The following is a 23,465-nucleotide window of genomic DNA, read 5'->3' on the forward strand; positions in this document are numbered from 1 at the left end:
CCGCGACACATAGAAAAGAGGACTGAATGGCGAGTAACAACGTAGCCCAATTTGCCACCGAACTGAAGATGCCTGCAGATTTGCTGCTGACGCAGCTGCGTTCTGCCGGCGTCGAGAAAAGTTCGACGTCAGATCCATTGTCGAAAGATGATAAGGACAAGCTTTTGGATCATCTGCGCCGCACACACGGCGCAGCGGCTGACACAGAAAAGAAAAAAATCACCGTGACCCGCAAGGAAACGACTGAAATCAAGCAAGCTGACGCCACCGGCAAATCGCGCACCATCCAGGTGGAAGTGCGCAAGAAACGCACTTTCGTCCAGCGTGACGAAGCTGCGCCGGTCGTAGCAGAACCGGTTGCGCCTGCCGCACCGGTGATCGATCCCGCCGACGTGGCGCGCCGTGAAGAAGATGCCCGTAAACAGGCTGAACTGATCGCCCGCCAGGAAGCCGATCTGCGCGAAAAGCAAGAACGTCTTGCCAAGCTCGACGCGGAAAAAGAAGCCCAGGCGAAAGCCACGCAACAGGCTGAACTGGCTGCGAAGAAAGAAGCTGAAGCGGAAGCCAAGAAAGCGGCTGCCAAGGCTGCTGCCGCACCTGTCGCCAGCGCCGCTGCACCTGTCGTTGACGACGCCGCCGCTGAAGCGAAAAAAGTGGCTGCCGCTGAAGAAGCGAAGAAGAAAGCCGCCGCCGCTGCTGTTGCCGCCAAGGAAGCCGCTGACAAAGCGGAAGCCACCGAGCGTGCACGCAAGGCTGTTGCCGACGAAGTCGCCCAGATCAAGGCCATGATGAACGCGCCACGCCGCGCCATTAAGGCACCTGAACCCGTACCGGTTCCGGTCAAGCCGAAGGCGCCGGAAGGCACCCTGCACAAGCCTGCTGACAAGAAACCTGGCGACAAGCCGGGCGACAAGAAGCCTGCTGTTGCAGACAAGAAATCCATCAAGTCGGCCAATGTGTCGTCCACCTGGTCCGATGACGCGAAAAAACGCGGCACCACCGGTGGTCCCAAGCCACGCGGCAATAGCGGCCCAGGCGGCCGTGACAGCTGGCGCGGTGGCGCGAAGGGCCGTCGCCCGACGCACCATGATGACCGTGAATCGAACTTCCAGGCTCCGACGGAAGCCGTCGTCAAAGACGTGCACGTACCGGAAACGATCACCGTGGCCGAACTGGCGCACAAAATGTCCGTCAAGGCATCCGAAGTCATCAAGCATTTGATGAAATTGGGCCAGATGTGCACGATCAATCAGGTGCTGGACCAGGAAACCGCCATGATTCTGGTGGAAGAAATGGGCCACAAGGCGTTCGCCGCCGAACAGGACGATCCGGAAGCGCTGCTGGCCGATGTGGGCGAACACGCGCACTTCGAAAGCAAGCCACGCGCACCGGTGGTCACCGTCATGGGTCACGTCGACCATGGTAAGACCTCTTTGCTCGATTACATTCGTCGCGCCAAGGTTGCTTCCGGCGAAGCGGGCGGCATTACGCAGCATATCGGCGCTTACCACGTCGATACGCCACGCGGCATGATCACCTTCCTCGACACCCCGGGTCACGAAGCGTTTACCGCAATGCGTGCCCGTGGCGCCAAAGCAACCGACATCGTTATTCTGGTGGTTGCCGCCGACGATGGCGTGATGCCGCAAACGAAAGAAGCGATTGCCCATGCGAAAGCAGCCGGCGTGCCGCTGGTGGTGGCGATCAACAAGGTCGACAAACCAGGTGGTAACGTGGACCGCGTGACGCAGGAACTGGTCGCCGAGCAAGTCGTGCCGGAAGAATACGGTGGCGAATCGCCATTCGTGCCGGTGTCGGCCAAAACGGGTCAGGGTATCGACGATCTGCTGGAACAAGTGCTGTTGCAAGCCGAGGTGCTGGAACTGAAGGCACCGGTCGATGCGCCTGCGCGCGGCCTGGTTGTCGAGGCGCGTCTGGACAAGGGCCGTGGTCCTGTCGCGACGATCCTGGTGCAGTCCGGTACCTTGAAACGCGGCGACGTGATCCTGGCTGGCTCTTCGTATGGCCGTGTTCGCGCCATGCTCGATGAGAACGGCAAGTCCATCGCTGAAGCGGGTCCTTCGATCCCGGTCGAAATCCAGGGCTTGACGGAAGTGCCGGTTGCCGGTGAAGAAGTCGTCGTCATGGCTGACGAGCGCAAGGCGCGTGAAATCGGTCTGTTCCGTCAAGGTAAGTTCCGTGACGTGAAACTGGCGAAACAGCAAGCTGCGAAACTGGAAAACATGTTCGACCAGATGGCCGAAGGCGAAGTGAAAAACTTGCCGCTGATCATCAAGACCGACGTGCAAGGTTCGCAAGAAGCGCTGGTCGGTTCGCTGCAGAAACTGTCGACCTCCGAAGTGCGCGTACAAGTTGTGCACGCAGCCGTCGGCGGCATCACGGAATCGGACGTCAACCTGGCAGTCGCCTCGAAAGCGGTCATCATCGGCTTCAACGCCCGTGCTGATGCCCAGGCACGCAAGCTGGCCGAGTCGAATGGCGTGGACATTCGCTACTACAACATCATTTACGATGCGATCGACGAGATCAAATCGGCGTTGTCGGGCATGTTGGCACCAGAGAAACGCGAAACCGTCATCGGCCAGGTCGAGATCCGCCAGGTTATCCTGGTCTCGAAAGTGGGCGCGATTGCCGGTTGCCTGGTCACCGATGGCGTGGTCAAGCGTGCTTCTTCCGTCCGCCTGTTGCGCAACAACATCGTGGTGTGGAGCGGCGAGATCGACTCCCTGAAACGCTTCAAGGACGATGCGAAAGAAGTTCGCGCCGGTCTGGAGTGCGGCCTGTCGCTGAAGAACTACAACGACATTCAGGTTGGCGACACACTGGAAGTGTTCGAAGTCCAGGAAATCGCTCGTAGCCTGTAATCTCGGTAAGAACAATGGCGCGGACATATCGTTGTCCGCGCAAACACGTGGGGCGCATTGGTCAACGGGCAACCGTTTGACCCATGCGCCCTGCGGCACTTAGGACAGCATATATCATGGCTAAACATAGCAAAACCATGCCAGCGCGCGGCTTGCGCGTGGCAGACCAGATCCAGCGCGATCTGGCTGAAATCGTCGCCTACGAATTGAAAGACCCGCGCGTGGGTACGATGATCACCATCACCGAAGTGCAGATCACGCCCGATTACGCCCATGCCAAGGTGTTTTTCACGATGTTGAAAGACAGCAAGGAAGCCATCAAGAACACCACCGAAGGCTTGATGGCCGCGTCTGGCTTCATCCGTGGCTTGCTGGGCAAGCGCCTGCACATCCACACCCTGCCGATGCTGCATTTCGTGCACGACAGCTCGACCTCGCGCGGCATGGAAATGTCGCTCCTGATCGACAAGGCCAACGCCACGCGCGCGGCCGACGCCGAGCCGGATGCGAAGCCTGAAGACAAAGCGGACGAGCAATAAAGGTGGCGGGTCCGAAGAAACCGCCCGGCATCAAGCGGGTGCGCGACCTGGTCGACGGTGTCTTGCTGCTCGATAAGCCCGTGGGCTGGTCCAGCAATGATGCCCTGATCAAGGCCAAGCGCGTGTTGAACGCGAAAAAAGCGGGCCATACGGGTACCCTGGACCCGTTCGCCACGGGCTTGCTGCCATTGTGTTTTGGCGAAGCCACGAAGTTCTCGCAAGACTTGCTGGAAGCCGACAAAACCTACGAAACTCTGGTGCGCCTGGGGCAGACGACGGATACGGGCGACACGGAAGGCGCAGTGCTGGAAACGCGCGACGTTAACGTCACTCAGGAGCAGATCGAAGCCGTGCTGGCGCAGTTCCGCGGGCCGATTCTGCAGACGCCGCCCATGTACTCGGCCTTGAAGCGAGATGGCAAGCCCTTGTATGAGTATGCAAGGGCAGGCATCACCCTGGAGCGCGAAGCGCGCCCGGTGACCATCCATAAGCTTGAGTTCCTCGGCTACGAGGCCCCGTTCCTGAAATTGTCCGTGATGTGCAGCAAAGGCACGTATATTCGCGTGCTGGGCGAAGACATCGGCCATGCCCTCGGTTGCGGCGGGCATCTGAACGCTTTGCGCCGCACGCAGGTGGGCGATCTGACCTTAGACGGCGTCGTTACGCTGGACGAGCTGACGGCGCACGCTGCGCCCTTGAGCTTGCTGGCCCCCGTCGATGCTTTATTGTCGAGTTTCCCTGCCGTCCAGCTGACGGAAGAACTGTCCAAGCGTTTCCTGCACGGCCAGCGCATCGCGCTGGGCAAGGAAGACGTCGCCGTGCCGGCCGAGCCAGGCAGGGTGCGCGTGTATCACGACAGCAAGCTGCTGGGCACGGGCCAGTTGCAGGAATACAGCATCCTGGCGCCGGAGCGTTTGATCGCGACAGCACACGAATAAGTAAGTCACGCTCAAGTCATATTGATCAGCGACACTGCTAATCCGGTGTCGTATTTTTAAACAAACCGTCCCCGACTGCGGGAGCCGCCAGCATTTTTAGATAGCGTTGCAACGCAACATGCTATACTACGCGGTTCCGGAAATAGATTAGCATTCGGGTATCTCGTACACCTTGTACGCACTCCGCAGTTTTTCAGTAACTACTACGACCATGTCAAATACAAAACGCGCAATTCGTAATATCGCCATTATCGCCCACGTTGACCACGGCAAAACCACGCTGGTGGATCAGCTGCTGCGCCAGTCCGGCACCTTCCGTGAAAACCAAGCGGTCGACACCCGAGTCATGGACTCGAACGACCTGGAAAAGGAGCGCGGCATTACGATTCTGTCGAAGAACTGCGCTGTTGAGTACGAAGGCACCCACATCAACATCGTCGACACCCCAGGCCACGCCGACTTCGGCGGCGAAGTGGAACGTGTTCTGTCGATGGTTGACTCGGTTCTGCTGCTGGTCGATGCACAAGAAGGCCCGATGCCGCAAACCCGTTTCGTCACGCGCAAAGCGCTGGCACTGGGTCTGAAGCCTATCGTCATCGTCAACAAGGTCGACCGTCCAGGCGCGCGCCCGGACTGGGCCATCAACCAGACGTTCGAACTGTTCGACAAGCTGGGCGCTACCGACGAACAACTCGATTTCCCTATCATTTACGCTTCGGGCCTGAACGGCTATGCCGGCCTGACCGAAGACGTGCGCAGCGGCGACATGAAGCCGATGTTTGACGCCATCCTGGAACACGTTCCAGTACGTGACGACAATCCTGAAGGCCCGCTGCAAATGCAGATCACCTCGCTGGATTACTCGTCGTACGTCGGCAAGATCGGCATTGGCCGCGTCAACCGCGGTACCGTCAAGGTCGGCCAGGACGTGCTGGTCATCAATGGCCCAGGCGCCACGCCTATCAAAGGCCGCATTAACCAGGTGCTGAACTTCAAGGGCCTGGAGCGCGTGCTGGTGGACGAAGCTGTTGCCGGCGACATCTGCCTGATCAATGGTATCGATGAAATCGGCATCGGTTCGACGCTGTGCGCAGTCGATACCCCGGATCCGCTGCCGATGCTGACCGTCGACGAGCCGACCCTGACCATGAACTTCATGGTCAACAACTCGCCACTGGCTGGCCGCGAAGGCAAGTTCGTTACCTCGCGCCAACTGCGTGACCGTCTGGACCGCGAACTGAAAGCCAACGTTGCTCTGCGCGTTTCGCCAACCGACGACGACACGATCTTTGAAGTATCGGGCCGCGGCGAGCTGCACCTGACGATTCTGATCGAAAACATGCGTCGCGAAGGCTTCGAGCTGGCCGTATCGCGTCCACGCGTCGTGTTCAAAATGGTCGATGGCGTGCGCCACGAGCCGTTTGAAAACCTGTCGGTCGACGTTGAAGAAGTCAACCAGGGCGGCGTCATGGAAGAACTGGGCCGTCGTCGCGGCGACCTGCAAAACATGGAATCGGATGGCAAGGGCCGCGTGCGTCTCGAGTACCTGATCCCTGCGCGTGGCCTGATCGGCTTCCAGGGCGAATTCATGACCCTGACCCGCGGCACCGGCCTGATGAGCCACGTGTTCCATGAATACGCGCCAGTCGACAACACCCGTGGCGAAATGGCTGGCCGTCGTAATGGCGTGCTGATCTCGCAAGACGACGGCGCCGCTGTTGCCTACGCTATCTGGAAACTGCAAGACCGCGGTCGCATGTTCGTGTCGCACAATGACCCGGTCTATGAAGGCATGGTCATCGGTATCCACTCGCGCGACAACGACCTGGTCGTCAACCCGATCAAGGGCAAGCAGCTGACCAACGTGCGTTCGTCGGGTACCGACGAAGCGGTGCGCCTGGTGCCACCAATTCAGATGTCGCTGGAATACGCAGTCGAATTCATCGAGGACGACGAACTGGTGGAAATCACGCCTAAATCGATCCGTCTGCGCAAGCGCTTCCTGAAAGAGCACGAGCGTAAAAAAGCGTCGCGTGATGCGTAATATGTTGTAGTGCATGGCCTGCGGGCCATGCCGCTCCCGGCCCGCTGCGCCGCGTCACCGTCACTGGTGAGGCACGCAGCGGGTTTGTCATTTGCAGCTCCTGTTTTTTGTAGACACCATGACTTCCTCTTCTTTGCCTTCCCGCCGCCTGTCCGTCGCCCCGATGATGGATTGGACCGACCGCCATTGCCGCAAGTTCCACCGCGAAATCACGCGCCACACCTGGCTCTACACCGAGATGGTGACGACGGGTGCGCTGGTGTACGGCGACGTGGAGCGCCATTTGCGCTTCAACGAGGAAGAGCATCCGGTGGCGCTGCAGCTGGGGGGCAGCGATCCGCAAGACCTGGCCACCAGCGCCAGGCTGGGCCAGCAGTGGGGCTATGACGAGATCAACCTGAACTGCGGCTGCCCGTCCGAGCGCGTGCAAAAGGGCGCGTTTGGCGCCTGCCTGATGGCCGAACCGCAACTGGTGGCCGACTGCGTGAAAGCCATGCGCGACGTGGTCGATATCGACGTTACCGTCAAGCACCGCATCGGCATCGATGACAGCGAGTCCTACGACTTCGTGCGCGATTTCGTCGGCACCGTGGCCGACGCCGGCTGCAAGACATTTATCGTGCATGCGCGTAACGCCATCCTGAAGGGCCTGAGCCCGAAGGAAAACCGCGAAGTACCACCGCTGAAATATGATTATGCCTATCGCTTGAAGCGTGATTTTCCCCAGTTCGAGTTCATCATCAATGGCGGCATCAAGACGCTGGCTGAAATCGACCTGCACCTGCAGCACCTCGACGGCGTGATGCTGGGCCGCGAGGCTTACCACAACCCGTATGTCATGGCGCAGTTCGACCAGCGCTATTACGGCGACGATGCGCCCGTCAAAACGCGCGAACAGGTGCTCGAAGCGATGATTCCGTATATCAGTGCGCAGCTGGAAAAGGAAGCGGGGCGCTTGAAACTGAACAGCGTCACGCGCCACATGCTGGGTCTGATGCAAAACCTGCCCGGCGCGCGCGGTTTCCGCCAGACCCTGTCGGATTCGAAGAAGCTGGCCTCGGGCGACCCGCGCCTGTTGCTGGAAGCGGCGGCGCGCTTGTCCTTGCCTGCCTGATGAGCTGCGATTGCCATGCCCATGCACAGCAGTTGCATGGCTACCTGCAAGCCGTTAGCGCATTGAAGGATGATGGCAGTTTGTTTCTTTGCGATTATCTGGGGCCCATCGCAGCGCAGGCATCGTTAGACGCCCTGTGCCGCGCGCTGGGGCTGCCACCGGAGGGCTTGCGCCTGCAGCCACTCGGGACGGCCGCGTGCAACGGCGTCTTGTGCACGCCGCGCCAGTGGCTGCTCGAGCGCCTGAACCCGATGAGCGATGCCGATCGCCAGTCGCTGGACGGGCGCCTGTTCGACGGTTTCGCGCGCGAACTGGCCGAACTGCTGGGCGGCGAGCCGCACTGGTATCAACTGGTATCGTCTAGCCAGCGCAGCCTGGCCGCCCACTTGGGTGCCATCTGGAGCGTCTTTGTCTTTGGCACAGAGCGTCACGCCTATGTGATGCATTGCAGCTGGGACCGCTGAGCCAACTTGTCTATACCTGTGCCCTGGCGCACTGGTATTGTCTGTACTTCCCCTTCCTCTGCGTATCTCTCCCAAAACGCTGTCACCGGCTTTCCCATGTGTTGTAAATGCGCTGTTTCGGCGCACGCCCGCACTGTCGTGGGGCATTTCTATGGGCCAAGAAACGGCGTTGTTGCCATTTCCCCGAAGAAAGTTAATCAGGCATTTATTCAGGTACTTATTGCTTGCTTTGAGGCAAAATTTACACCTATAATTGATTATAGACAAATATTTCTCATATGAATGTTTGATGTTGATCTAATATCATCAGTGTCAAAAATTCAGTGTGTGGAAGAAATTTGCATTCGCAGTCACTGGCGTTTTCAGGGCTGTTGTGGATCAGGAAGTACCCCAGGCTGCGTGCGGCCGGATACCGCCAGCATACCAATGGGTATGGGCGGAACCCGGTGTAACGCAGCCTTCGTCTTGTCGTGCCGGGCAAAAATCCTTATCAATAGTTTCATTTACGAAGAGCCGAAATGAATTTAGCAAAAATGAAGGTTGGTACCCGCCTGGGCCTGGGTTTCGCCCTGGTACTGGTTCTGCTGGTGGCCGTGACCGTCCTCGGCATCGCGCGCATGGCGCAAATCCAGGACCGTCTCGATCACGTGATCAATGTCAACAACGTCGTCACCCGCCTGGTGATCGATATGCGTGGCAACGTCAGCGACCGCATCACCTCGCTGCGCATCCTCACTCTGATGACCGACGCGGGCGATATGGAGCCGGAAATGGCGCGTATCAAGACGCAGACCAGCACCTATCAGGAAACGCAGAAAAAACTCGAAGAGAAATTCGCCATCGAGTCGACTGCCGAAGAAAAAACCTTGCTCGCTTCGATCAAGGAATATGAAGCGGCAGCCATGCCTGCCATCGCCAAGGCGTCCGCACTGTGGATGGCCAACGATGCGGAAGGCGCCACGCGCGTGATGATCAAGGAAATCCGCCCGGTACAGAAAAAATGGATGGAGGCGCTGGAGCAGCTGGCCACCCTGGAAGACAAATTGAACGAACAGATGCAATCGGATGCCCGCAAGGCCTTCGACAGTGCGCGCCTGTTCATGATCATCCTCGGCGTGTTGGCCGTGGCGATGGGCGTGGCGGCAGCGCTAGTGATTACCCGCGGTCTGCTGAAACAGCTGGGCGGCGAGCCTGACTACACGGCATCGATCGCCGGCAGCATCGCCAATGGCGACCTGTCGATCGGCATCCACACCCAGCCTTCCGATACGTCCAGCCTGCTGGCGGAAATGAAGGAAATGCGCAACAGCCTGGTGGGCATCGTCGGCCAGGTGCGCGTCGGTACGGAAACCATCGGCACGGCGTCGCGCGAGATCGCCGACGGCAATCTCGACCTGTCGTCGCGTACGGAAATGCAGGCGAGCGCGCTGGAAAAAACGGCGTCGGCCATGGAAGAGCTGACTTCGACCGTGAAACAGAATGCGGACAATGCACGCGAAGCCAACAAACTGGCCGCCACCGCTTCGGACGTGGCCTTGAAGGGCGGCTCCGTGGTGTCGCAAGTGGTTGACACCATGAGCTCGATCAATGAATCGGCGAAGAAGATTGTCGACATCATCGGCGTCATCGACGGCATCGCCTTCCAGACCAACATTTTGGCGCTGAACGCGGCCGTGGAAGCGGCGCGTGCCGGCGAGCAAGGCCGCGGCTTTGCCGTGGTGGCCTCGGAAGTGCGCAATCTGGCCCAGCGTTCCGCTGGCGCCGCCAAGGAAATCAAGATCCTCATCGATGATTCGGCCGAGAAGACCGAACGCGGCACGCGCCTGGTGGGTCAGGCTGGCGTGACGATGGGCGAAGTGGTCGACAGCGTGCGCCGCGTGACGGACATCATGAGCGAGATCGCCAGTGCCAGCCAGGAGCAAAGCGCGGGCATCGAACAGGTCAATCTGTCGATCATCGAGATGGATGGCATGACGCAGCAAAATGCCGCCCTGGTGGAGCAGGCTGCCGCTGCGGCGCAAAGCTTGCAAGACCAGGCGTCCGAACTGGCCCACGTGGTCAGCATTTTCAAACTGGTTGAAGGCGAAGAGAAGCCGGCAGCGTATGTGCCTGCACCCGTGGCCACGGCACCAGTGGCCGTGCGCAAGCCGGCGTCGGTTTTGCGCCCGGTGAAGTCGCTGACGCGCAAGGCTGAAGCGGCCGCGCCCGTGGCAGCTCCTGCGCCACGCAAGGCGGCAGGCGCTGGCAGCAATGATGAGTGGGAAGAGTTTTAAGCGCGGCCAACGGCGCACAGGAAATTGTAATTACCGTATCTGATAATCATGGGGAAGCACATGTTTGAGAATAAGCGTTTTATGAGTGTTGCAGCAGCCTTGCTGGTGTCCGTTTCTTCCGCCGCCTTCGCGGCCGAGGTGCCGGCGTCGTTCGATTCCAAGAGCTGCAAGGCCGACTATCCGAAAGCCTCGCTGATGAACGAAGAACAGGGCACCGTGTCGATGTCCTTCCTGGTCAATGCCGATGGTAGCGTTGCCGATTCGAAAGTGGACAAGAGCAGCGGCTTCAAGAACCTGGACAAGGCCGCCATCAAGGCTCTGTCAGCGTGCAAATTCAAACCGGGCACCAAGGATGGCGCCGCAGCGCAAACCTGGACCAAGGTCGATTACGCCTGGAAGCTGGACTGATCCGCGCATTGCCGGGAGCCAGGCTCCCGGCATGGTCGTCTCCGCTACGGGCGGCGCCTGCAAGGGTGCCGCCCGTAGTGTTATGTGCGCCAGCCAACGGCGCTGTCGCCGCCGATTCTGTTACCCTCAAAACATACCTTCGGGATATCCCACCACAAGAGGCTCACCATGCAGCGCATCCTGACACTTTCCTCCCTGGCCGCTACCGGCTTGCTGCTTTCCGCCTGCGCATCGCTGGGCACGCCTGCCGGCTTGCAGCCTGGGCAAACCGTGGCCGTCGTCAATAGCCTGAGCTGGGACAATCCCCTGACGGGCAAGCGCGATGGCGTGCGTACCAGCTGGCCTGTCAAGGAAGGCAAGATTGCCCCTGAATATTTTCCGCTGGCGCAATTAAAGCAATGCGAGGCCGGCGGCAAGCCTTGCGCCTGGGGCGTGATGCGGGCGCAGCGGGGCGCGCCCGCCATGGCCTATGTGGACGGCGGCGTGGACCTGGCCGTGAGCGTGTCCATCGACGTGGCGCGGCGCCAGGATGCGCGCCAGGGGGAGATGCAAACGGCGATGGCAATCCCGCAGGATGTGGCAGCGCTGGCTGGCCGGCAACAGGTACAGCCCAGTTGGACATTGAAGTACGGCAAGGTCGAGCAGGTCGAGCTCGATTACGGCGTGCGCTATCAGGTGTGCGTGCAGCGCTACGATGCTACCGGCAAGGCCATTGACACGTGCGCGATTCCGTTTATTTGAGGAAACATGCCGCGCCAGCCGTGTGTAGCGGCTTTGCCACAATGCATGTTGCAGCGTGCTTCGGGGTGTAACAATCGGTAAAAGCGCAGCAAAGCGCGGCGTAATTTCTTATAGTACTTAATTAAGCTAGTGCATAGCATTGGTACTCGAGGAGAATTGCAATGAAAACCCTGTTGGCAGTAATCTCGCTGGCCGCCCTGGGTGGCTGCGCTGTGGCGCCGCCCGGTCCGGCGTATTACGGTTCGCGCGCGCCACAGGGCGCCTACAATCCCTATGAATGGCATACGGTCTCGTCCGAGCCGGCGCAGTCGGGTCGGGTAATGAGCGAGCCGCGCGTGGAATACACGAATGAGCCGGTGTATGTACAGCGGCAACCCGTGTACGTGCAGCAACCCGTGTACGTGCCGGCGCCTGTGTACGCGCCGCAACCGTATTATTACAATCCGCCCGTGACGATCGGCCTGGACTTCATGTTTGGCTTTGGGCGCTACGGTGGGCACCGCGGTGGCTGGGGCGGGCATGGACGCTACCACGGCCGCCGTTAGTCATCGGTCAGCGTTCATCTGGCGCGCCTGGTCGTATGGCGGGCAGTAGCGGGATGCTGTATCAGTGGAAATAGACCGAACCCTGATGCAGCACGTCCGCCGAGCACAGGATATACATCGCCGCCGCTGCCAGACCTATTTGCAAGGCGCCAAAGCTGATCGGGATGAGGCGGGACATGTCGTACTCCTGAGTGGTGTGGGGTGTGTTCAGGCTTTCATCATAGTTTGAGTTGATGCTTTTGGGCATCAGATGAATGTCCGCCGCGATGTAGGACAACACCTCGTGCCTGGCTCCCCGCCTCGCTCTGCGGCCGCTTAGCGGTTTTTCCAGCGCACTACAGGCTCTTCCGGTGCCGTGTCCGGCACGTTCGAGATTGCCAGCCAGTGCGTCAGGCGTTCCGGGTGCTTGAGATTGATGCCCATGCCATCGATGATGCCCACCTGTTCCAGCATGCGCGCATCGATCTTCGCCTTCGACACCGTGGGCGCACCCATGACCATGCGGTCATACGCCTTGCGCGCCTTGTGTTCCCACTTGTGCAGATTGCTTTCGTCGAAGCGGTTCGCTTCGAAATACACGGTCAGGGTGCCATCGAGATTGCCGAAGCCGACAATGCCTGCGCCCTTGCGGATGGTGGTGGTGTTGTCGATGTCAAATTCCGCCGTGGGCACGAAAATGCCGGCCCGGCCATCGATATCGGGACGTCCCACGGGTGTTTCCTTGCCGTAGGAACTCGTTTCGGTAATGGTTTTTTCTGCAGACATGGTACGTGTGTGGTGGCCGTGCCGGGAGCGCAATCGGGCCCGGCAGCGCCAGTCATCCTGTTCAAAAAATGCGTGCTGATGAGCAGGGCGGGGTAGGGGCCCTGGCGGAGCGATGCTAGGCATTGCCTGATACCCCGCTATTGTAGCGCCAATTTAATTCTTTATGGCAACATTTCCTGCGGTAATGCCCCCGTTTTTCCATGAAAAAAGCCGCCCGGCCAGGCGGCGGGGCGGCTGTTGCGCGAGACGGCCCGGATTCAGGCGGCAGTCTTGCGGCGTGCCATGAAACCCAGCAAGCCCAGGCCCAGCAGCATCATGGCGTAGCTTTCCGGTTCCGGCACGGCAGCCAGCACCGAGACGTTATCCAGGTAGGAGCCATAGGTCGGTGCGGAGACGGGGCCGATCGACTCGAAGCGCAGCAAGGTCGACGAGTCGAGCGCGGTCACATTCTGGCTGTAGGTTTGCCATACGCCGCTGTTGGTACCGACCAGTGCCGTTGGCGTGAGCAGGGTCGAACCCCAGTAGACGTTCATCAGGCTGCTCGCGCCGCCCGGCGTGTCGGGACGGCCAGAGTAGGCAAATGACAGCGCATACGTGCCGCCGGCCGTGGTGGCGAGCGATTGCGACACGGACGTCAGGCGCGCGGCATTGAGTTCCAGGTATTGCATGCCATCGGCGGCGACGGGGTTGAAACCGCCCAGGCCGCCTTGCGTGGCGCCTTTCTGGATTTCAAAAGCCGTATTGCCGCTGACGGAAGAAGTCCAGCCCGTTACAGCACTCAACTGGGCGTAAGGCGAGGCAATGACATTGCTTTCAAAACTGCCGTTGACCACCAGTTCGGTCGCGGCGTGGGCGCCGCCGGCAGTGATCAGGGAGGCCAATGCGGCGATCTTGAAGAGAGTGGCAGGCGTTTTCATATAGCGTCCATTTTATTGGTTAAAAGTTAATTTGATTTCTTAAATGACATTTAAAGAATATCACTAAAACTCACATAACGAACAGGCGCTCGATAAAAATAAATGTAATTGTGAAATCATTTATGTCTACATGGCAATTGGTTTCCATGATGAATTAAATGCGGCGTCGCGCCAGAGTGAACTGTGCCTTGGCGCGGCTTGCACCACAGTATTTTTGTGACATCGCGATGTAAAAAAACCTGCGCCGTTACAACAACGATGCAGGTTTTTTCTTGCCGCAGACCTAGGTGGCGGCATATCGATTCGATAGGCACCGCCGCGCGCGTGGGGATCTGGACATCAGAACGCCAGGCGTCCCTGCAGATAGACCATGCGCGGCGCGCCCACCAGCTTGCCCAGGTTGCCATCCGAAGTGCGCGTGAAGAAACGCTTGTCGCTCAGGTTATTGACGCCGGCGACCAGTTCCAGACCTTTCTGGCCCGGCACTGCCCATTTCACTTGCGTGTTCCAGGTGCGAAAGCCGGGAATGACGCCCAGGTTGCCCGCCGCATTTTCCGCCACGGTGTTGCTTTCGTCAGCGAACTGACGACTCTGGTGGCTGCTCGACAAGTCGAAGCCCCAGGCGCCCAGTTGGTAGTGGGCGCCGACGGTGTCCGTGGTGCGCGAATAAAACGGCACGTCATTGCCCGCGTTCGCGCCGTCCTGCAAAGTGGCTTTGGTGTAGGTGTAGGTGGCGTAGGCGTTCAAGCCGGCCAGCGGACCGGCCTGGTCGAAATGGTAGTCGATGGCCGTTTCCAGGCCCCGGTGATGCGTGGCGCCGACGTTGTAGAAGATGACGTTTTCGCCGCTGCCCACGGACTGGATCTGGTTGTCGAACTTGATGTTGAACAAGGTCGCCTCTGCCGACAGCTGATCGCTCTTCCAGCGCGCGCCCAGTTCGGCTGTTTTCGCCAGTTCCGGCTGCAACGGATTCTTGCTCGACTGCGCATTGAGCTGCGTGTTTTGCACGGCGCCAAACGAGCTGTTGTAGTTGCTGAACAGGGTGACGTGATGGTTGAGCAAGTAGGCCACGTTCAGCGACGGCAGGGCCTTGTTGTTGAGCAACTCGATCTTTTGCTCGGTCGGCAAGTGGTTATAGCGTTCCGTCTTGATGTGCTCGTAGCGCACGCCGGGTGTGATGCGCCAGGCATCGATGGCGATCTTGTCGTCGATATACACGGCCTGGGCATCGGTGGCATTGTTGGCGAAGCGCGTCGGCTTTTGTTGTACGCCGCTGGCAATGACCACGTTATAGATGCTTTCATCGGCCCGCTCGGCCAGGTAGCGGTAGCCGACGGTGACATCCTGCGAGACTTTGCCCGTGATGAAGCGCTGCGTGTAGCGCGGCTCGATGGCCGTCGTTTCATAATTGCGCGGCTGACGGCCCAGGCCTGTGCGGCCGGCATTGATCAGGGTGCTTTCGCGCGAACTCTTGTTGTAATAGGCGCGCACCTCGAATTCCTGCGTACCGGACAGGGCGTTCAGGTAGCCGATGTCGAAGGCCTTGCGCTCGCCGCTCCAGAAGTCGGTCGGGCGCGTGTTCTGGAACGGGTCCTGCTTGTACTGCGCGGCGCTCAAACCGCCCGGCGTGCGCGAGGTCACGTCGTAGTAAGACAGCTTGCCGTACACCTCGGCCGTCGGGCTCAGGTCGTAGCGCAATTTCAGGGCGAAGTCGTTGACTTTTTCATCGCTGCCGACGCGCCAGTCGCTGCCGCGTATGCCCGAGTACAGTACCGCCAGGCCCAAACCGCTGTCGAGCTGGGTGCCGGCAAAGACGCTGGCCTGGGTATTGTGGCCCACCTCGCTGTAAGCGTTATAGCGCACGCTGGCATCGTCCGTGATGCCAGGCGTGGTAGGCACGCGGCGCGTCTTGAAGTTGATGATGCCGCCCACGTTTTGCGGGCCGAAGCGCACGGCGCCGCCACCGCGCACCACGTCGACCGTCTCGACATTGGCCAGGCTGACGGGCGCGAACGACAGCTGCGGTTGGCCATACGGCGCCACCGACATCGGGATGCCATCGAGCAAGACCGTGCTGCGTGGCGAATAGCGCCCCGCCAGGCCGCGCACGCCGATATTCAGCGAGATGGCGCTGCCGGCGCTGCCCGAGTTGTCGCTGATCTGTACGCCGGGAATGCGGCGCATCACGTCGCTGAGGCTGGCCGCGCCCGAGTTCTCGATGTCGTCCTTTTGCACCACCGTGCGGGCGCCCGCGAAATTCTTCGTGCTGGCGGCCATGCTGGTGCCCAGCAAGTTGCCGCTGACCTGGATGGATTCCAGGATGGCACCGGCGTTATCGGCCGTACTTGCCGTATTGGCCTCCTGCGCCTGCGCGGCAAGGGAAGCGCCCAGACAGGCGACGGCGATGGCCAGCGCGCACGGGCGCAGCGAAAAGGGCAGTGTGGAAAGTGTGGCAGCCATGCATGGATCTCCGTAGTGACAATGCTTGCGCGGGCAATCAGGCGGCGCGACAACATCGTGGCGTGGGCATCCGGCGCAAGGGGATAAGAATGATAATGATTCTCATTATATTCGTCAATTGCGAACCTTGTGCAGCGCCGACTTTGCACGGGAGAAGCGAGCAACTGTTGTTGATGCGGTACAGCGGGGGCATGGATTGCCGCACGGCAGCATGGCTTTCGTGCGGCGGCCTCGGGCGTGCTTCTTGTATACTGCCGCTTTTGCAGCCGTCAGACGTGAAGGTACAATGAGCCAGACAACTGAAACGACATCAGGCGCTTCCTCTATTGAGCGCCGCCAGGGCGACGGGCAGCTTGCTGCCGCGCGCAAGCTCAATCTGCTGGTGGTCGACGACAACCAGGAAGTGGGCGAATCGCTGGCCATGTTGCTCGAAGCGCTGGGCCACCACGCGGTGGTGGTGCGCAATTGGCAGATGGCCGTCGAGCAAGTCAAGCTGTGCGTGCCCGACGCCGTCTACCTCGATATCGAAATGCCCGGCATCAGCGGCATCGAAATCGGCCGCCGCCTGCACCACCATCCCGAGACGGCCAATGCCGTGCTGATCGCCGTCACCGGCCACAGCCTGCCCATGTATATGGACGATGCGCTGGCCGTGGGCTTCCGCCACTTCCTCGTCAAGCCCGTGCGCCTGGAAGACCTGGTGACGACGGTGCAGTCGGTGCTGGCGGGCTAGATTCCCTGTCCTATGGCCGGCTCAGCGACCATTGCTGATTGTTCGCATTGGTCAAATTCCACTGGATGATCTGCGCGTTTTCCGCCGTACTCAGATTGAATACGTCCAGGGTCAGGTTGCTGTAGCGGTTGCTGATCGTCTGGTAGCCAGTCGCCGGGCTGGCGAAACGCCATTGCTGGCCCAGTCCGCCCCAGTAAGTCCATTGCGCGATGTTGGTCCCGGCCGTGGTCGAGTTGTTATAGTCGTCCAGGCCCAGCAGGCTGTTTGCATTGATCAGGCTGTAATACCCATCGCCATGCCCCACCACATACCATTGCTGGTGTTTTGCCCCTGTGTAAGTTTGCTGCTGCACCAGTGCGCCATTCGCCGTGCCGGCGCCCGCCACGGCCAGCGCCTTGCCGCTCAGGCGCGAGCGCAGCACGGTAGGGCCATCCGAGATACCGCCGCAGCTGGCGACGGAGAAATTGCGCGTCAGGCTGGGCCAGCCATCGCTGTAAGTCATCTTCAAAATGTCGAGCTTGGCCGCGCCATTGTCGTTGACGTCGTAATAGTGGATCGAGGTGTAGTTGCAGCCATCCTGCTTGAGCACGCCGATATGGCCCGGTCCCTTATACCTGCCGTCGAGGTTGGGCAGCAAGGTGTGCGTGCCGCTGTACGGTCCCGTCACGCTGCTGGCGCGCTGCACTTCCACGTAATATGTGCTGGCGGCGCCCTGGCAGCATTTTCCCCGATTGACGAACAGGTAATAATACTGGCCGTCATGTGTGATGTAGGGCGCTTCGATATCCTTGCCGCCGCCACCGAGAATGGTCGTGACGTTGCCGCTCGTCTTTCCCGTGGCCTGGTTGATTTCCGTCACGCCGATGCCGCCAAAGAAGGAGCCGTACGACATGTAGACCTTGCCGTCATGGTCGCGCAACAGGGCCGGGTCGATGGCATTGATTTCCGCGCCGCCCCCATACGATTGCACGACGATGCCCAGGTCCGTCCAGTTGGGGTTTTTCAGCGAGGCCGAGCGGGCCACGCCGATGGCCGATACGGACGTGCCGAAGGTGGAGACCGAGTAATACAGGTAATAGTAGCCATTCATGTGGATCACTTCGGGGGCCCAGTACGAGCCGCTGAAGTTGGGGATTTTATTGGCGATCCAGGCCGGCGGCGTGCTGAATACGGGCGCGGGGCCGGCCGACCATTTCAGCAGGTCCGTCGAGGTGGAATACCAGATGCCGTCGCCTGTGGTGAAATTGAAATACGTGTCGCCGTCGCGCGTGAGTGTGCCGGGGTCGTGCGCGTTGGGCACGCCGGTCAGATTGAGCGCTTGCGCGTGGGCGCAGAATATCAGGCAGAGTGCCGCCAGGATGTGCTTCATCGTTGTCTCCGTACTGTTTTTATGGGGCGGTCCAGGCCGCACCCCAGAGTAGGGCGATGGTCAAATTTGCACTAATGAATTTTTTACAGGAAGCGATACCGGGGCCGGTATCGGTGCAGAAATAAAAGTGGTTCTGGAATAGAAAAAGCCCGGCTCAAAAACCGGGCTCTTCTTTATTCTGTGGGGTGGCTGATGGGGCTCGAACCCACGACAACAGGAATCACAACCCTAGCGCTTAACATAAATTTATTCTTTTAAATCAATACTTTAAAAATTTTATCTTCCAACGCTGGGCCATTTTTTATCACCAGTCTATGCGGCCTGCAGCCTGCTCGTTGGAAGATCGAACGATTGTCATCCTCCCTTTTGTACCTATTTCCCTCAGTTGAGAAGGCATTCCATTTCGCCAATTTGAATCCAAAGGTATTAGACGGACGCCCGTTATTCGGAATAGCATTGACGCGTTACACCTTTCAACTTGGCAAGATGCTATCCTGTCAAAAACTGCCGAGTTCGGCCACAAGTGGTCATCGCGCATTTAGAATATTCTGGCGTATTCAATCGTCGAAACAAGCGAAGAAATAGGGGATTTACATGTCTGACCAAATTGAACCAATTGGTGAAATTTTGCTTTGCTCTGACTGTTTTAAAGATGAGGGACTGCGGATTGATGCTGCAAACCATGGCGCTGAGCAGCCCGGTAATTGTCCGAACTGTCAAAGTGCCCATGGGAGCAAGTTGACACTAAATCATGTTAGAAGTCTCGCATGGCGCTTCTTCGTTAGTGGAACTACAGTTAGGGGAGAGTACGGCGCAGCTCCAGTCATTCAGGTGAACGAGCAGCATTACGGCCAAAGTGACATCGTCCCGTCAGCTTGGCTCGAGAACGATGTCAGGTTGATTGAGGAGGCCGCTAAAATTGGCATGTTCCATTATGGACCACGACTGTGGATGGTCGGTGAAGTCGAGCCCTTAAAGGCTCTTCAGAATCCAATAACTCGTCCTCAGATTATCGAACGTATTCTGAAGGAGTACCCTGAGAGTACTCTCAGCGTTGGCAGTAAATTCTATCGGCTGCGATTAGACCCTGAGCGCCCAGCCGATTCTTCAGAGTACGACAGTCCGCCGGCGGCTTTTTCGGGTAAAGGGCGTATGGATTCTCCAGGTCTATCTGTCATGTATGGATCGCAAGATCTAGACGTCTGTATTCACGAATGCAGAGCGTCGACGGAGGATGAAGTCTATGTTGCTACCTTGAAGTGTAAGCGCGATATCCGGTTATTGGACCTCACTCACCCCCTAGAGGAAAGTGATTCTGTGACGGAGTTCGAGAGTCTGGATATGGCTATTCACATGCTGTTTCTTGCCCGATCTCACTCATATGACATTACGCGCGATATCGCTCTCGCTGCGAAGGACGCTGGTTATGATGGCGTGATTTATTCGTCCTTCTTTAGCTTGATTCGCACAGGTACCCATCCTTTCGAGACGGTTTACGGTATGTCGGTTCGTCGAATCCATCCAGACCGAAAACAATACGTGGATGCGACTACCATTCGCAATTTTGGCTTATTTGGTAGACCCGTGGAGAATGACTTGGTCAGTGTCGAGTGCGTTAATCGGCTGGTACTCACCCAAGTTGGATATCAAGGGAATTTCGGGCCTGTCGAGTATTAAAATCAATGTTGGATTGTCGGGAAAATGCTTGCGACCGCGATAGCCAAAGCAGAGGATTATGTATTTCCGGGAAAGAAAGTCACTGTTCAGGATAGAAAGAAAATATCAATTTGGTTGACGCTCGGAACAAGTGACTTGCTAAGGAAAATACTTACTCGGTGGCACCAGCCTTCTTGATTTTCCTGCGATCGTAGTGCTTGTGCGTGGTGCTGGGGTTCGCGTGAGCGGCAAAATCATACGCGTCGACGTTGCGCTGGTCGAACTTGGCCGTGATGGCCGCCGGCCGAATGTCCTGCAGTGAAAAATACTGTGCGTGGTCTGCAAGGCGGTAGCCGGCCTCATACTTCGCCACTTTCAGCCCCTTCTTGTACGCCAGGATATATTCCAGCTCTGCGGCGCGTTTGCGGGCAAGCGCGGCGGCCGCCTCGGTATCAAACGTGGCGATCCACTCGAACATGGCGTCTTGCCATACCGACCCCATCCCTGACCGTGTGTACGCCTGGCCTTTTGAATTGGCGAACAGGTATTGGCGCGGGACCGAGTGCGTTTGCTCAGCGCGCGCGACGACCACGCGCAACCTGGTCGACCACTCCCGCAGCTTCATCACCTCGGCCTGGCCCTTCTTGCGCTTGGCGCTGGTGACGATAACGCCTTCCTTTATCTTGCCTGAGATATGGAACGGCCGCACCTCGGCCGCGCGAAAGCCGGTCAAGTAGGTGAACATGGCGGCGCAGCCCAGGTTGCGGAAGGTGGCGGTCTGGCGCAGCGACCAAAGGTAAAAACGCACAACCTGGCTGCGGGTGATTGTCCGCACGTCCTTCTCGATGTCGTTCTGCATGATATCGGTGAACGGCATCGCCTCGATCACGCCCCAGCGCACGGCGTATTTGCAGATGGTCGACATCAGCGACAGTTCCTTGTTCGCCTTCGCCGGCGCGCCGGCTTTGGCGCGCGCGTCCAAGTACTGATAGCCGTGCAGCATGCGCAGCGATTTTGGATCCATTTTGCCGAAGAACTTGGTCAGGTTCTTGTAGCCGGATTCCCGGACGGCCAGGCCATCCTTGGACTGGTCGAGGTAATGGGTGGGCGCGATCTCGTCGCGGAACCGCTCGATCAGCTGCGCCACTGAGCCGGCGATGATCTTGCCCTCGATGATGTCGAGCGCCTTGCGCTTGGCCGCGCGATCAGCGTCAGCGATGCCTTTTCGATCGCCAACCATGGCCGTGGCCAGCGTCTCGCTGCTGCCGTCCGGGTGCTGGTAATAGAAGGATATTTTCCGGACGCCGACGCGCTTGTAAAGACGGTCGATGCCGGTGCGTTCTTTAGCAGAACGCTTGGAGGTTTGGTGCTTGATCATATTTGATTGAGGTTGCTTCTTCTGTGATGCCCATCTTGCGATCATGATAGGCCCGTGCCACTTTCGGTAGACCGCGCGCGTCGACTTCAAACTTCCAGCGGTTTTTCGTGAGCCAGGCCTGCATGCGGCAGCGCTGGCCAGGCTTGCATCCGACCAGCTCGGCCAGTTCGGATGCGCTTAAGTAGTTCGTCATGGATACCACCAGTACAGACTGAACAGGGCGCTGGCCAGCGATGCGAACGCGACGGCGATACGCAGACGGTAGGGCATAGGCTCGGCGCGGCCCTGGCGCCGTTTTGGTGGCTTACCGAGTGAGGCGCTGACGGCCGCCATGTACGCGGCGATGGCTTTGTCTTCACGCTGCTCGACCCGGTCCGCCAAGCGCCTTTCCAAGCTGCGCAGCAGGCGCCGGAATTGGAGGCTGATCATTCGCCCTCCGTTTTCTTAGCCCGGTCCAGGCGTTCGATCTCGGCGACCAAGAGCGCTGCGGCTTTAACGAGTTCCTGCCGTCGATCGCAGGGCTTTGGTGGTCCCCAGTCGGCAGGGATGATCGCTTGGCCCCAGGTCATGCCGTAGCCGGTTTCCTCTGCCGGCCAATCGCGGGCGGCTGGCGGCATAGCGTAGAACGTGGCGTAAGCAGCGATCTCGTCGTTTTGATGCACATCATCGTGTTCCAGGTCGTAGCCTTCCGACTTGATCTGCCGATCGCGCTCAGCAATCACATCGCGCGTGGCGGCACTGGTTGGCGGCAGCTTGTCGGCATACTCGATGATCGATGAGCGCAGCCATTCTGCGCCGCGATTGAAGCCGTCAGCATAGGCCGTAGCTGTCGTTTCCGTGTAGACCCAGCCGGTGACGCCAATATTTACCAGATGCACTGCAGCCAGCGGCCCAACGCCCTTGTCCAGCACCAGGCGAGCAGGCATGCGGGCCATCATGGCCTTGCATACGCTTACTGGCTCCTCTAGCGGCGCGCCGTCGCGTATTGCGTCCAATAAAACACTGTGCCCCACGCTCACTTTAGGGGGCGCTGGGTGGGTGAAGAGTGGGACGAGGTCAGCAGTGTTGATGCCGGCTCGCGTGGCCCATTTGCTGGCACTGTCATAACTAGAAAACCATACGCGGACGATTCGATTGTCCGTGGCGAACACAGCAAACCCTATGGCATCGTCTTGTTGGATGCGCGTTGGTGATACGCCGTTCGAGGAGTGGGCCTCTTCGATCAGCGCGCCGACGATCTCGGCCGGGCTGCGCTTGAACTGGAACTGTGGGCGGTATGCCTGGATCTCCTGCAGCAGCTCGGCGCCGAGGTTGGCCATGGCGGCCACCTGGTGCGGGCCGTTGGGCAGGAAGTCCAGGGTGGCGGTGTCGATGGTGATCGATGCAGTTTGGCCGGCGCGCATTGCTTGCCAGTCCAGGCGTTCCTGCACTTCTACGGCATCGATGCGCTCAGCGCCGGCGGCTGTTTGGGGCGTATTCATGCTGCAGCTCCTTGCGTCGATGGCAGGATCTGCAGGGCAGTTGCTGGCCGGCCTGGCGCTGGCGCGTAGCTCGTCGACGAGCAGGCGTCAAAACTGCTCATGTCCAGTTCATGCATCAGAAAGTGGTTGAACTCGATCAGGCCGCCATTCTCGATCTCATGGACGACGGCGGCAGCAAGTGCCACGGGCAGCGCCTGTTTGGGGTTGAGCACGAAGAAGCGGCGATCGCAGTTATCCGGGCTGAGTGCCTCGCGCGCGCCGGTCATGAAAACCACGTTGAGGCTGTTCGAAATGGCGATATCGGGCAGGCCGTGGCGATGGACCACAATGTTCGATGAGGTGATCAGGTTTTTCACGCAGGCGGTGTCTAGGTCCGAATTCTTGAGGTCTGACAGCCCGGCATAGCGCTTGCCGATGGCCCATGCGTTAAATGTTCGGCGTGGCAAGACGCCCCCAAGCTGCGCCTGGTTGCCATACATCGGACCGATGACTTGCTCGAAGAGCAGGTGGCCAGCGCCGTCTTTGTTAGTCGTGAGGATTGCCGTGCGCATCTTTGCGCCACGGTTGCGCAGCGGGTAGGCCAGCCAGCGTGCCAGCCAAAGGGCCTTTGCTTCGTCCTGATCGCACAGGTGCAGCAACAGCATGCGGATATGCGGCGCGGTGACGGTGGCCACCGGCGCTGCAGGCTGGACGAGCGAGCCGAGGAGGGTGCGGATGTTGGCGATGATGGCTGTAATGAATTTCATGATTGCTCC

At 59.2% G+C, this 23,465-nt stretch carries 22 protein-coding genes; 12 read left to right on the forward strand and 10 right to left on the reverse strand.

Annotation, left to right across the window (positions count from 1 at the left end):
• Window positions 1–26 precede the first annotated feature (26 nt).
• The 10 genes from infB to K0F85_RS16050 all read left to right on the forward strand — a co-directional run bounded on the left by infB (window position 27) and on the right by K0F85_RS16050 (window position 11,951).
• Window positions 27–2,885 (forward strand): translation initiation factor IF-2, encoded by a 2,859-nt coding sequence (gene infB, locus K0F85_RS16005; RefSeq protein WP_219116968.1) that lies wholly within the window; start codon window positions 27–29, stop codon window positions 2,883–2,885.
• A gap of 116 nt (window positions 2,886–3,001) precedes the next feature.
• Complete coding sequence (gene rbfA / locus K0F85_RS16010; protein WP_219116969.1) at window positions 3,002–3,424, forward strand: 30S ribosome-binding factor RbfA; 423 nt, start codon at window positions 3,002–3,004, stop codon at window positions 3,422–3,424.
• A 2-nt stretch (window positions 3,425–3,426) separates the two neighbouring features.
• Window positions 3,427–4,362, forward strand: coding sequence for a tRNA pseudouridine(55) synthase TruB (gene truB, locus K0F85_RS16015; protein ID WP_219116970.1), 936 nt, complete (start codon window positions 3,427–3,429; stop codon window positions 4,360–4,362).
• A 211-nt stretch (window positions 4,363–4,573) separates the two neighbouring features.
• Window positions 4,574–6,406: a translational GTPase TypA gene (gene typA / locus K0F85_RS16020; protein ID WP_035825203.1), complete on the forward strand. Its 1,833-nt coding sequence runs from the start codon at window positions 4,574–4,576 to the stop codon at window positions 6,404–6,406.
• Window positions 6,407–6,524: 118 nt separating this feature from the next.
• A complete protein-coding gene (dusA, locus tag K0F85_RS16025) occupies window positions 6,525–7,520 on the forward strand; it encodes a tRNA dihydrouridine(20/20a) synthase DusA (protein WP_219116971.1) in 996 nt (331 codons plus the stop codon).
• Window positions 7,520–7,984 (forward strand): hypothetical protein, encoded by a 465-nt coding sequence (locus tag K0F85_RS16030; RefSeq protein WP_219116972.1) that lies wholly within the window; start codon window positions 7,520–7,522, stop codon window positions 7,982–7,984. Before dusA ends, K0F85_RS16030 begins: the two co-directional genes overlap by 1 nt.
• A 533-nt stretch (window positions 7,985–8,517) precedes the next feature.
• Entirely contained in the window at window positions 8,518–10,257 is a 1,740-nt protein-coding gene (locus tag K0F85_RS16035; protein WP_219117056.1) for a methyl-accepting chemotaxis protein, read from the forward strand.
• A gap of 60 nt (window positions 10,258–10,317) precedes the next feature.
• A complete protein-coding gene (locus K0F85_RS16040; RefSeq protein ID WP_219116973.1) occupies window positions 10,318–10,665 on the forward strand; it encodes an energy transducer TonB in 348 nt (115 codons plus the stop codon).
• 168 nt (window positions 10,666–10,833) lie between these two features.
• Window positions 10,834–11,406, forward strand: a complete 573-nt coding sequence (locus K0F85_RS16045; RefSeq protein ID WP_219116974.1) for a hypothetical protein — start codon at window positions 10,834–10,836, stop codon at window positions 11,404–11,406.
• Between the two features lie 161 nt (window positions 11,407–11,567).
• The gene (locus tag K0F85_RS16050; RefSeq protein WP_219116975.1) at window positions 11,568–11,951 is read left to right on the forward strand and encodes a hypothetical protein; all 384 of its coding nucleotides are present in this window, start codon (window positions 11,568–11,570) and stop codon (window positions 11,949–11,951) included.
• A 61-nt stretch (window positions 11,952–12,012) separates the two neighbouring features.
• Here the strand turns inward: K0F85_RS16050 and K0F85_RS16055 are convergent, their stop codons facing one another.
• The 4 genes from K0F85_RS16055 to K0F85_RS16070 form a co-directional block, all read right to left on the reverse strand.
• Window positions 12,013–12,231 (reverse strand): hypothetical protein, encoded by a 219-nt coding sequence (locus tag K0F85_RS16055; protein WP_219116976.1) that lies wholly within the window; start codon window positions 12,229–12,231, stop codon window positions 12,013–12,015.
• A gap of 35 nt (window positions 12,232–12,266) precedes the next feature.
• Window positions 12,267–12,716 (reverse strand): hypothetical protein, encoded by a 450-nt coding sequence (locus K0F85_RS16060; protein WP_035825219.1) that lies wholly within the window; start codon window positions 12,714–12,716, stop codon window positions 12,267–12,269.
• 257 nt (window positions 12,717–12,973) lie between these two features.
• Window positions 12,974–13,633, reverse strand: a complete 660-nt coding sequence (locus tag K0F85_RS16065; protein WP_219116977.1) for an FxDxF family PEP-CTERM protein — start codon at window positions 13,631–13,633, stop codon at window positions 12,974–12,976.
• Window positions 13,634–13,972: 339 nt separating this feature from the next.
• Entirely contained in the window at window positions 13,973–16,093 is a 2,121-nt protein-coding gene (locus K0F85_RS16070) for a TonB-dependent siderophore receptor (protein ID WP_219116978.1), read from the reverse strand.
• Window positions 16,094–16,379: 286 nt separating this feature from the next.
• Between K0F85_RS16070 and K0F85_RS16075 the strand changes: the two genes are divergently transcribed.
• The gene (locus K0F85_RS16075) at window positions 16,380–16,826 is read left to right on the forward strand and encodes a response regulator (protein WP_219116979.1); all 447 of its coding nucleotides are present in this window, start codon (window positions 16,380–16,382) and stop codon (window positions 16,824–16,826) included.
• A 10-nt stretch (window positions 16,827–16,836) separates the two neighbouring features.
• Here the strand turns inward: K0F85_RS16075 and K0F85_RS16080 are convergent, their stop codons facing one another.
• A complete protein-coding gene (locus K0F85_RS16080) occupies window positions 16,837–18,195 on the reverse strand; it encodes a family 43 glycosylhydrolase (protein ID WP_219116980.1) in 1,359 nt (452 codons plus the stop codon).
• Between the two features lie 594 nt (window positions 18,196–18,789).
• Between K0F85_RS16080 and K0F85_RS16085 the strand changes: the two genes are divergently transcribed.
• Window positions 18,790–19,872 carry an RES family NAD+ phosphorylase gene (locus K0F85_RS16085; RefSeq protein WP_257572822.1) on the forward strand — a complete coding sequence of 361 codons (1,083 nt, stop codon included), beginning with the start codon at window positions 18,790–18,792 and terminating at the stop codon, window positions 19,870–19,872.
• A gap of 151 nt (window positions 19,873–20,023) precedes the next feature.
• Here the strand turns inward: K0F85_RS16085 and K0F85_RS16090 are convergent, their stop codons facing one another.
• Genes K0F85_RS16090 through K0F85_RS16110 form a run of 5 tightly spaced genes read right to left on the reverse strand, consistent with a single transcriptional unit; the run spans window position 20,024 to window position 23,456 of the window.
• Entirely contained in the window at window positions 20,024–21,229 is a 1,206-nt protein-coding gene (locus K0F85_RS16090) for a hypothetical protein (protein WP_219116981.1), read from the reverse strand.
• Window positions 21,195–21,422, reverse strand: a complete 228-nt coding sequence (locus K0F85_RS16095; protein WP_219116982.1) for a DUF4224 domain-containing protein — start codon at window positions 21,420–21,422, stop codon at window positions 21,195–21,197. The genes K0F85_RS16090 and K0F85_RS16095 overlap by 35 nt, the downstream gene beginning before the upstream one ends.
• Window positions 21,419–21,658, reverse strand: a complete 240-nt coding sequence (locus K0F85_RS16100) for a hypothetical protein (RefSeq protein WP_219116983.1) — start codon at window positions 21,656–21,658, stop codon at window positions 21,419–21,421. The genes K0F85_RS16095 and K0F85_RS16100 overlap by 4 nt, the downstream gene beginning before the upstream one ends.
• On the reverse strand, window positions 21,655–22,710 hold the full coding sequence (locus tag K0F85_RS16105; protein ID WP_219116984.1) for a hypothetical protein: 1,056 nt from the start codon (window positions 22,708–22,710) through the stop codon (window positions 21,655–21,657). Before K0F85_RS16105 ends, K0F85_RS16100 begins: the two co-directional genes overlap by 4 nt.
• The gene (locus K0F85_RS16110; protein WP_219116985.1) at window positions 22,707–23,456 is read right to left on the reverse strand and encodes a hypothetical protein; all 750 of its coding nucleotides are present in this window, start codon (window positions 23,454–23,456) and stop codon (window positions 22,707–22,709) included. Before K0F85_RS16110 ends, K0F85_RS16105 begins: the two co-directional genes overlap by 4 nt.
• Window positions 23,457–23,465: the final 9 nt, after the last annotated feature.

Source organism: Janthinobacterium sp. UMAB-56 (assembly GCF_900095265.1).
GTDB lineage: Bacteria > Pseudomonadota > Gammaproteobacteria > Burkholderiales > Burkholderiaceae_D > Janthinobacterium.

What these genes read in the sequence shown, in the direction of transcription:
- K0F85_RS16095 (WP_219116982.1), bottom strand. Translation starts at nt 21,422, where the DNA reads ATGACGAACTACTTAAGCGCATCCGAACTGGCCGAGCTGGTCGGATGC.
- K0F85_RS16090 (WP_219116981.1), bottom strand. Translation starts at nt 21,229, where the DNA reads ATGATCAAGCACCAAACCTCCAAGCGTTCTGCTAAAGAACGCACCGGC.
- K0F85_RS16030 (WP_219116972.1), top strand. Translation starts at nt 7,520, where the DNA reads ATGAGCTGCGATTGCCATGCCCATGCACAGCAGTTGCATGGCTACCTG.
- dusA (WP_219116971.1), top strand. Translation starts at nt 6,525, where the DNA reads ATGACTTCCTCTTCTTTGCCTTCCCGCCGCCTGTCCGTCGCCCCGATG.
- infB (WP_219116968.1), top strand. Translation starts at nt 27, where the DNA reads ATGGCGAGTAACAACGTAGCCCAATTTGCCACCGAACTGAAGATGCCT.
- K0F85_RS16105 (WP_219116984.1), bottom strand. Translation starts at nt 22,710, where the DNA reads ATGAATACGCCCCAAACAGCCGCCGGCGCTGAGCGCATCGATGCCGTA.
- K0F85_RS16075 (WP_219116979.1), top strand. Translation starts at nt 16,380, where the DNA reads ATGAGCCAGACAACTGAAACGACATCAGGCGCTTCCTCTATTGAGCGC.
- typA (WP_035825203.1), top strand. Translation starts at nt 4,574, where the DNA reads ATGTCAAATACAAAACGCGCAATTCGTAATATCGCCATTATCGCCCAC.
- K0F85_RS16060 (WP_035825219.1), bottom strand. Translation starts at nt 12,716, where the DNA reads ATGTCTGCAGAAAAAACCATTACCGAAACGAGTTCCTACGGCAAGGAA.
- K0F85_RS16100 (WP_219116983.1), bottom strand. Translation starts at nt 21,658, where the DNA reads ATGATCAGCCTCCAATTCCGGCGCCTGCTGCGCAGCTTGGAAAGGCGC.
- rbfA (WP_219116969.1), top strand. Translation starts at nt 3,002, where the DNA reads ATGGCTAAACATAGCAAAACCATGCCAGCGCGCGGCTTGCGCGTGGCA.
- K0F85_RS16065 (WP_219116977.1), bottom strand. Translation starts at nt 13,633, where the DNA reads ATGAAAACGCCTGCCACTCTCTTCAAGATCGCCGCATTGGCCTCCCTG.
- K0F85_RS16070 (WP_219116978.1), bottom strand. Translation starts at nt 16,093, where the DNA reads ATGGCTGCCACACTTTCCACACTGCCCTTTTCGCTGCGCCCGTGCGCG.
- K0F85_RS16035 (WP_219117056.1), top strand. Translation starts at nt 8,518, where the DNA reads ATGAAGGTTGGTACCCGCCTGGGCCTGGGTTTCGCCCTGGTACTGGTT.
- K0F85_RS16050 (WP_219116975.1), top strand. Translation starts at nt 11,568, where the DNA reads ATGAAAACCCTGTTGGCAGTAATCTCGCTGGCCGCCCTGGGTGGCTGC.
- K0F85_RS16085 (WP_257572822.1), top strand. Translation starts at nt 18,790, where the DNA reads ATGTCTGACCAAATTGAACCAATTGGTGAAATTTTGCTTTGCTCTGAC.
- K0F85_RS16040 (WP_219116973.1), top strand. Translation starts at nt 10,318, where the DNA reads ATGTTTGAGAATAAGCGTTTTATGAGTGTTGCAGCAGCCTTGCTGGTG.
- K0F85_RS16045 (WP_219116974.1), top strand. Translation starts at nt 10,834, where the DNA reads ATGCAGCGCATCCTGACACTTTCCTCCCTGGCCGCTACCGGCTTGCTG.
- K0F85_RS16110 (WP_219116985.1), bottom strand. Translation starts at nt 23,456, where the DNA reads ATGAAATTCATTACAGCCATCATCGCCAACATCCGCACCCTCCTCGGC.
- K0F85_RS16080 (WP_219116980.1), bottom strand. Translation starts at nt 18,195, where the DNA reads ATGAAGCACATCCTGGCGGCACTCTGCCTGATATTCTGCGCCCACGCG.